Source organism: Actinomadura sp. GTD37 (genome assembly GCF_041951365.1).
Classification (GTDB): Bacteria; Actinomycetota; Actinomycetes; order Streptosporangiales; family Streptosporangiaceae; genus Spirillospora.
The window spans coordinates 349,601-357,734 of the sequence record NZ_JBGNUS010000007.1 but is presented as its reverse complement, the minus strand read 5'-3'; the positions used below and the strand labels follow the sequence as shown (position 1 = coordinate 357,734).

Sequence of the window (8,134 nt, the reverse complement as noted above, 5' to 3'; positions counted from 1 at the left end):
GAACCCCCGAGGGCGGGCCACCATGCTCGTTGATCTCCGATCAACTCGCGGGTGGCCCGCATTGTTTACCCAGGGGGCCGACCCCCTGGAACCCCCGAGCGAGGGCTTCGCCCTCGCGGGGCCGCGGGGCCGGGGATCGGCAGTTCTGCTTCTCTCAGGTGCTGGCCGTGCTCGGCGCGGGTTCGGGCTGATCATGCGGGGGTTTCGCGTTTAGACTGAGGGCCACGTCGGCCGAAAGTGGAGGCTCTGATGGAGAGCAGAAACCCCGCGTTCCGGGGGAACGCCTTCGACCAGCGGGCCGGGGGCGCCGCCTATGGCGCACCCGGTTACGCACCCGGTTACGGGGCGCAGCAGTACGGTGCGCCCGGCTATGCGGCCCCCGGATACGCGCCGCCCGCCACCCGGCCGATGACCATGGACGACGTCGTCGTCCGCGGATTCCTGACGCTGGCCGTCCTGGTGGTCACCGCGGCGCTCGCGTGGACGCTGGTGCCCACCGAGGTCGCCATGCCGGTCCTCGTCGTCGCGCTCATCGCCGAGATCGGCATCTGGGCGTTCATCACGTTCGGCCAGAAGGCGAACGCGCCGCTGGTGCTGGCGTTCGCGGCCGTCTACGGCGTCGCCGTCGGCATCATCAGCCACGCCTACAACGACCACTTTCACGGCGTCGTCTTCCAGGCAGTGATCGGTACCGCGCTGGCTTTCGGCGGCACGCTCGCCGTCTACGCGCTGCGCATCGTGCGGGTGACGCCGAAGTTCGCCAGGTTCGTCATCGCCGCGGGCGCCGCGCTCGTCGCGCTGATGTTCCTCAACCTGCTGGTGCACGCGTTCGGCGGCGACGAGGGCATCGGCATCCGCGACCCGGGCAGCCCGCTCGCCTACGTGTTCAGCGTCGTCGCGATCCTCGTCGGCTGCTTCTTCCTGCTGCTCGACTTCGACGCCGTCGAGCAGGGCGTCCGCCAGGGAGCGCCGGAGAAGTTCGCCTGGTACTGCGCGTTCGGCCTGGTGCTGAGCCTCGTGTGGATCTACCTGGAGATGCTGCGGCTGGTCAGCTACTTCAGCGGGCGCGACTGAGCCGGGCGGGAGATCGACCGCTCCGACGATCAGCCCCGCGCCGTGCGGTGCGGGGCTGATCCGTGCGGGATCTCAGCGCCAGGGTCGTGACGTCACGGCGGCACGACTGCGGGGGCGTCCGCCGGCGGGATCCCACCGGGTCCGTATGGGGTACGTGCGGCTACTCAGTAGTGGCGTGCGCGGCGCGCGCGCTCGTGCTCGCGCACCAGTGCGGCGGCGTAGCCGTGCGAGAGGTTGTGCTCGTCGGCCAGCCACGAGCTGCGTTCCTCGCAGCGGGTGAACGAGGGGCCGTTCTCGATGGTGGTGAACCACTCGGGGATGTCACGTCCTGTGACTTGCGGAATACGGGCGATCAGCTTGCTGTGCGTCTCCGGCGAGTGGTTCAGTGACAATTGGCACCTCCAGGTCGCGGGGCTCTTCCTGCTGACTCTGCAACACGTCTCCGCATGTGACAAGACCCTAACGGGGACCTATCTTTTGCGTTACGTAGATCATTTGTAACGGGGATGTCCCCCGGAAACGCGCAGGTGGCCCGCACTGCGCCGCCCGAGGGCGGTGCCGTGCGGGCCACCGGGCCGAGGGTCAGGAGAGGCGCTCCAGGATCATCGCCATGCCCTGGCCGCCGCCCACGCACATGGTCTCCAGACCGAACTGCTTGTCGTGGAACTCCAGCCCGTTGATGAGCGTGGACGTGATGCGGGCGCCCGTCATGCCGAACGGGTGGCCGACCGCGATCGCGCCGCCGTTCACGTTCAGCTTGTCGTGGTCGATGCCGAGGTCCTCGGCGGACGGCAGCACCTGCGCCGCGAACGCCTCGTTGATCTCGACGAGGTCGATGTCGTCGATGGTCATGCCGGCCTTGGCCAGGGCCTTCCTCGACGCCTCCACCGGGCCGAGCCCCATGATCTCGGCGGACAGGCCGGTGACGCCGGTCGACACGATCCGGGCCAGCGGGGTGATGCCGAGCTCGGCGGCCTTGGTGTCGCTCATGACGACGACCGCGGCGGCGCCGTCGTTCAGCGGGCAGCAGTTGCCCGCGGTGACAGTCCCGTCCGGCCGGAACACCGGCTGGAGCTGCGACACCTTCTCGTAGGTGGTGCCGGGACGGGGGCCGTCGTCCTTGGCCGCGACGGTGCCGTCCGGCAGCGTCACCGGCGTGATGTCCTTCTCCCAGAAGCCGTTGGAGAGCGCCTTCTCGGCGAGGTTCTGCGAGCGGACGCCGAACTCGTCCTGGGCCTGGCGGCTGACGCCCCGCATCCCGGCGACGTTCTCGGCGGTCTGCCCCATCGCGATGTAGATGTCGGGGAGGGCGCCGTCCTCGCGCGGGTCGTGCCACACGGGCGCGCCGCCCTCGCCGGCCTTGGCGGTGCGGGCCTGGGCGTCGGCGAACAGCGGGTTCTGCGTGTCGGGCAGCCCGTCGCTGCTGCCCTTGGCGAACCGGCTGACGGTCTCGACGCCGGCCGAGACGATCACGTCGGCCTCGCCGGCCTTGATCGCGTGCAGCGCCATCCGGGTCGTCTGGAGCGAGGACGAGCAGTACCGCGTGATGGTGGCGCCGGGCACGTTGTCCCAGCCCAGCAGGACGGACACGACGCGGGCCATGTTGTAGCCCTGCTCGCCGCCGGGCAGCCCGCAGCCGAGCAGCAGGTCGTCGATCTGGTCCGGGCCGAGCTGCGGGACCTTCGCCATCGCGGCGGTGATCATCTGCGCGGTGAGGTCGTCGGGCCGGATGTCCTTGAGCGAGCCCTTGAAGGCGCGGCCGATGGGCGAGCGCGCGGTGGCGACGATGACTGCCTCGGGCATGGCGGGTCTCCTGTTCACGGCCTGGGACGTTGCTGCGTTACTCACCGGTCACCAGCAAATCTAACCGCCGGCGTCCCGGCCGGTGCAGCCCGCCCCCGGTCTTGGTGGACATCACATCCAATAAGTGCGGGCTTACGCAGCTTGGCGGCCGGACGGCCGTCCCGCCCCCGCCGGCCCTTGTGACGGGCCCCGTTCCGGCGGCCGTCCCCGGTTCCGGCCGGGCTCAGCCGCCGGTCTCGCCCGGCTGGACCCGGGCGTCCCGCGATCGCGTCCGCAGCCGGTCGCGGGCCTGCGCGACACCGGTCGCGCAGCGGGCCGCCAGGCGGGCCGGGGCGACGGCGGCGACCGCCGCGACGCCCGTGGACAGCCGGCGCCCCAGCGCCCTCCGCCAGGGGTGGTCCAGCGGGTAGCGCAGCGTGGCCCAGCGGCCCCGCGGCCCCCGGTCGTCGCCCGCGACGGAGGCGCCGCTGACCTCGGTCCCGGCCCGCTCGGCCGCCTCCGCGGCGGCCTCGGAGACCGGCCGGGCGATCTCGCCGGGCAGCTCCGGCTCCAGGCCCAGCGCGGACGCCGCCGACGGCAGGATCGCGGCGGCCGCGGCGGCGTAGCCGCGGGCGGACGGGTGGTAGCGGTCCTCGCTGAACATCGACAGCGGATCGGCGGCGAACTCGCGGCCGAGCAGGTCGCCGAGGGAGACCGAGCGGGCGCCGTACTCGACGGCGGCGATGGTCTGCGCGGCGGCGAGCTGGCGGCACGCGCGCCGCGCGAACCAGCGCAGCGGCTGCATCAGCGGCTTCACCGAGCCGAGGTCGGGGCAGGTGCCGACGACGACCTGGCCGCCCGCCGCGCGCAGCCGCCGGGCGGCGTCCGCGAGGTGCCGGACGGACTCGGCCGGGGCGACCCGCCCGGTCACGTCGTTCGCGCCGATCATGATGACGGCGATGTCGGGACGGGTCTGCAGGGCGCGGTCGACCTGGCCGCCGAGGGCCTGCGACCGGGAACCAGAGCGCGCCACGTTCGTCAGCCGGACGGGACGCCCGGCGGTCGCGGCGAGCCCGGTGGCGAGCAGGGCGGCGGGCGTCTCCTCCGGGGTGTGGACGCCGAGGCCGGCGGCGGTCGAATCGCCGAGCATGACCAGCGACAGCGGCGCGCCGCCGAACGACTCCCCGTAGAGGCCGTCCGACACGGGCGGGTCGCCGTAGGGCGTCGCCTGGATGATCCGGCGGGCGAGCCTCGCCTCCGCCATGATGAGGCCGAACGTGATGCCGCCGAGGGCTGTGATGCCGCCGCCTCCGTAGGCCGCCGCGGCGGCGATCCGGCGCGCGGTGAATGCTCTCAACATACCGAGTTGACCCTCCGTGATTAAGTTCCTACCCGCGCGAAGGGAGTTTGATGCCTGCCCGGTCGATGTCGGCTACCGTCGGAAACGGGAAACCTTCCGGAGCCGCGTCCGTTCCGCCGCGTTACCGTCGGCGGGACGGCGGCGCTGTGCTCAGATCAACACTGAACGACAAGGAAGTCGCGGTGAACGTACACGACTCGCTCGTCGAGCTGATGGGCAACACCCCGCTCGTTCGACTGCGCAAGGTGACCGAAGGCCTACGGCCGCAGGTGCTCGCCAAGGTGGAGTACTTCAATCCCGGCGGGTCGGTGAAGGACCGCATCGCGGTCCGCATGATCGACGCGGCGGAGAAGTCGGGCGAGCTGCGGCCGGGCGGCACGATCGTCGAGCCGACCTCCGGCAACACCGGCGTGGGCCTCGCCATCGTCGCCCAGGAGCGCGGCTACCGCTGCGTCTTCGTCTGCCCCGACAAGGTCGGCAAGGACAAGATCGACGTGCTGCGCGCGTACGGCGCCGAGGTCGTCGTCTGCCCGACGGCGGTGAACCCCGAGCACCCCGACTCCTACTACTCGGTCTCCGACCGGCTGGCCGCCGAGATCCCCGGCGCGTGGAAGCCGAACCAGTACACCAACCCGCAGAACCCGCGGTCGCACTACGAGACGACCGGGCCGGAGCTGTGGGAGCAGACGGAGGGCCGCATCACGCACTTCGTCGCGGGCATCGGCACCGGCGGCACGATCAGCGGCACCGGCAGGTACCTCAAGGAGGTCTCCGGCGGCCGGGTGCGGATCATCGGAGCCGACCCGGAGGGCTCGGTGTACTCGGGCGGCTCGGGCCGCCCCTACCTGACCGAGGGCGTCGGCGAGGACATCTGGCCCGAGACCTACGACCGCGGAATCTGCGACGACGTCATCGCGGTGTCCGACAAGGACTCCTTCACCATGACGCGGCGGCTCGCCCGCGAGGAGGCGCTGCTCGTCGGCGGTTCCTGCGGGATGGCCGTGGTCGCGGCGCTGCGCGTCGCCGAGAAGGCGGACCCCGACGCCGTCATCGTGGTGCTGCTGCCGGACGGCGGACGCGGCTACCTCGGCAAGATCTTCAACGACGGCTGGATGGCGGACTACGGCTTCCTCACCCCGAACACCGAGGAGGCCAGGGTCGGCGAGGTGCTCACCCGCAAGGGCGGGACGCTGCCGGAGTTCGTGCACGTCCACCCGCACGAGACCGTGCAGACCGCGGTCGCCGTCATGCGCGAGTACGAGGTGTCGCAGCTCCCGGTGATGAAGGAGGAGCCGCCGGTCATGGCGGCCGAGGTGGTCGGCTCGGTCGGCGAGACCGACCTGCTCGACATCATGGTGAAGGGCGAGGCCAAGATGTCCGAGCCGGTCGAGCTGCACATGGCGCCGCCGCTGCCGACGCTCGGCTACGGCGAGCCGGTGAGCAAGGCCGTCGGCGTGCTGGAGAAGTCCGGCGCGGCGGTCGTCCTCGTGGACGGCAAGCCGAAGGGCCTCGTCACCCGCCAGGACCTCCTGTCCTTCCTGGCGTCCGCCACCGGCTGACCCCGCGAACGGAAGAAGCGCCCGGGAGACCGGGCGCTTCTTCGTCGAACGGGTGCCGGGTTGCGGAGCCGGCCGGTGGGCGGCGTTTCAGGCCGTGCTCCGCAACCCGGCGTCTAGGGGGCCCCTACTGGCTGAACCCGGACGGGACGTAGTCCTCGCGCGTGTCGGCGGGGCCGACCGGCTTCTTCTTCGGCTCGTCGCCGTGCCCCGGCCACCAGGCCTTGTGGCCCAGCAACGCGGTGATGCCCGGCACCAGGAACGTCGACATGACGAACGCCGACAGCGCGATGCCGATCGCGACGGAGAAGCCCATCTGCTTGAGCATCGAGACCGGCGCGAGCATCATCACCGAGAACGTGCCGGCGAGGATGAGGCCCGCCGCGGCGACGGTCGGGCCGCCGTGCTGGACGGCCAAGGCCGCGGCCTGCCGCGGCTCGTTGCCCTCCTTGGCCTCCTCCCGCAGCCGCGCGGTCATCAGGATGTTGTAGTCGGTCCCGATGGCCAGCACGAACAGGTAGAGGATGATCGGCAACTGGAAGGTGACGCCCGCCTCGCCCATGCCGACCTGGAAGACGTACACCGCGGAGCCGAGCGTCGCGGCGAAGCCCAGCAGGACGGAGACGACCAGGTAGAGCGGGGCGACGATCGAGCGGAGCAGCAGGGCGAGGATCACCGCGATCAGCACCGCCGCCACCGGCAGGATCACCGACAGGTCGCGGTTGTTGACGGTGTTGATGTCGGAGAAGATCGCCGTCGCGCCGCCGACGTAGGCGCGGGTGCCCTCCGGGGCCGCCTTGTGCACGGCCGGCGTCAGGTCGTCCTTGACCAGGCTGATCGCCTCGTTGGACATGGGGTTGGTCTTCAGCACGAGGTCGACCCGCGCGACGGACTTGTCCTGGCCGGGGATCGCCTGCTGCACCTGGCCGACGCCGGGCGCGGTCTTGGCGGCCTGGCTGAAGGACGCGAGCTGCTGCTCGGTGACCGGCTGCCCGTTCTGGCTCTTGATGAACACCTGGACCGGGGTGGTCAGGCCGGGCGGGAAGCCCTTCTCCATGTCCTTGGTCGCCTGGGCGGACTCGGTGTCCTGCGGGAAGCCGGCGGCGAAGTCGTAGTCGGCCTTGAACCCGAGGGCGCCGAGCGCCAGCACGACCAGCACGAGGCCGGACGCGGCGGCGGCGACCGCCGGGCGCTTGCCGACGCCCCGGCCGATGGCCGCGGAGACCGTGCCCTTCGGCTGCTTCTTCCACGCCTTGGACGGCCAGAACACGGCGGTGCCGAGCAGCGACACGAGCGCGGGGATCAGCGTCAGCGAGGTGATGCCCATCACGATGACGGCGATGGCGAGGGACGGGCCCCAGGCGCTGAACACCCCGAACGTCGCGAGGAGCAGCACCAGGAACGTGACGGCGATCGCGGCGGCGGCCGAGGAGATGACCTCGCCGACCCGCTCCACCGCGGTGATCATCGCGGTCTTCTTGTCGTCGCCGGCGCGCAGCCGCTCCCGGAACCGGAACATCAGGAACAGGTAGTAGTCGGCGCCGATGCCGAAGAGGACGATCAAGATGATGGTGCTGAGACTGTCGTCGCCGGAGAACCCGAAGATCTTCGAGGCGACGCCGATCAGGCCCATCGCGACCTGCATCGTCACCGTGATCACGACGATCGGCAGCACCGCCGCCAGCGGGGCCCGGAAGATCAGCAGGATCAGGCCGATGATCAGCACGAAGGTGGCGATGCCGACGATCTCGAAGGACTTGTTGAAGGAGTCCTCGTTGTCGACGAAGCTCGCGACGTCACCGCCGACCTTGGCCTCCAGCCCGCTGCCCTTCAGCAGCCCCGGCAGGTCCTTGCGGATCTCCTTGACCGCGTCGCCCTGCTTCGTGCTGTCGTCCATCGAGGTGCCCTTCATCGGCACCATGACCACTTGGACGGCCTTGTTCGGCGCCACGGTCTGCGGGCCGGTCAGGAAGTTCAGCACCGTCTGCGGCTTGTCGGCGTTCAGCGACTTGGCGGCCTCGGTCACCTTGGCGGTGTCCTGGGGCGTCAGCTGCTGCCCGTCGGAGCGCTTCACGACGATCAGCGAGGAGGTGTCCTCCTGCTGCGGGAACGCCTTCTCGGCGATCTCCATCGCCTGGACCGACTCGTACTTGGAGGGCAGGAAGTCGCCCTGGTCGGACTCGGTGGTGAGCTTGGGGGAGAAGGCGATGATGACGACCGCGGCGACGAGCCACGCCACGATCGTCCACCACGGATGTCTCACGACGAAGCGCGCGAGCCGAGCGAACATGGGACTTCCTTAATCAAGGTCGTAGGGATACCACTAGAACGGTAGAGACCCCCGGGCGGTTTGGGGTCACCC

General features: G+C 70.8%; 6 protein-coding genes. 2 read left to right on the top strand and 4 right to left on the bottom strand.

The window, feature by feature from the left end; all coding sequences use genetic code 11:
- Positions 1 to 249: 249 nt before the first annotated feature.
- Complete coding sequence (locus ACA511_RS32040) at positions 250 to 1,074, top strand: Bax inhibitor-1/YccA family protein (protein WP_375028405.1); 825 nt, start codon at positions 250 to 252, stop codon at positions 1,072 to 1,074.
- A gap of 164 nt (positions 1,075 to 1,238) precedes the next feature.
- Here ACA511_RS32040 and ACA511_RS32035 read toward each other — a convergent pair whose 3' ends face one another.
- The 3 genes from ACA511_RS32035 to ACA511_RS32025 form a co-directional block, all read right to left on the bottom strand.
- Complete coding sequence (locus ACA511_RS32035; protein WP_375028404.1) at positions 1,239 to 1,466, bottom strand: DUF4287 domain-containing protein; 228 nt, start codon at positions 1,464 to 1,466, stop codon at positions 1,239 to 1,241.
- A 190-nt stretch (positions 1,467 to 1,656) separates the two neighbouring features.
- Entirely contained in the window at positions 1,657 to 2,877 is a 1,221-nt protein-coding gene (locus ACA511_RS32030; RefSeq protein ID WP_375028403.1) for an acetyl-CoA C-acetyltransferase, read from the bottom strand.
- 223 nt (positions 2,878 to 3,100) lie between these two features.
- Entirely contained in the window at positions 3,101 to 4,216 is a 1,116-nt protein-coding gene (locus tag ACA511_RS32025) for an SGNH/GDSL hydrolase family protein (RefSeq protein WP_375028402.1), read from the bottom strand.
- A 182-nt stretch (positions 4,217 to 4,398) separates the two neighbouring features.
- Between ACA511_RS32025 and ACA511_RS32020 the strand changes: the two genes are divergently transcribed.
- Positions 4,399 to 5,775 (top strand): cystathionine beta-synthase, encoded by a 1,377-nt coding sequence (locus ACA511_RS32020; RefSeq protein ID WP_375028401.1) that lies wholly within the window; start codon positions 4,399 to 4,401, stop codon positions 5,773 to 5,775.
- Between the two features lie 124 nt (positions 5,776 to 5,899).
- Here ACA511_RS32020 and ACA511_RS32015 read toward each other — a convergent pair whose 3' ends face one another.
- A complete protein-coding gene (locus tag ACA511_RS32015; RefSeq protein ID WP_375028400.1) occupies positions 5,900 to 8,062 on the bottom strand; it encodes an MMPL family transporter in 2,163 nt (720 codons plus the stop codon).
- Between the last annotated feature and the right edge of the window lie 72 nt (positions 8,063 to 8,134).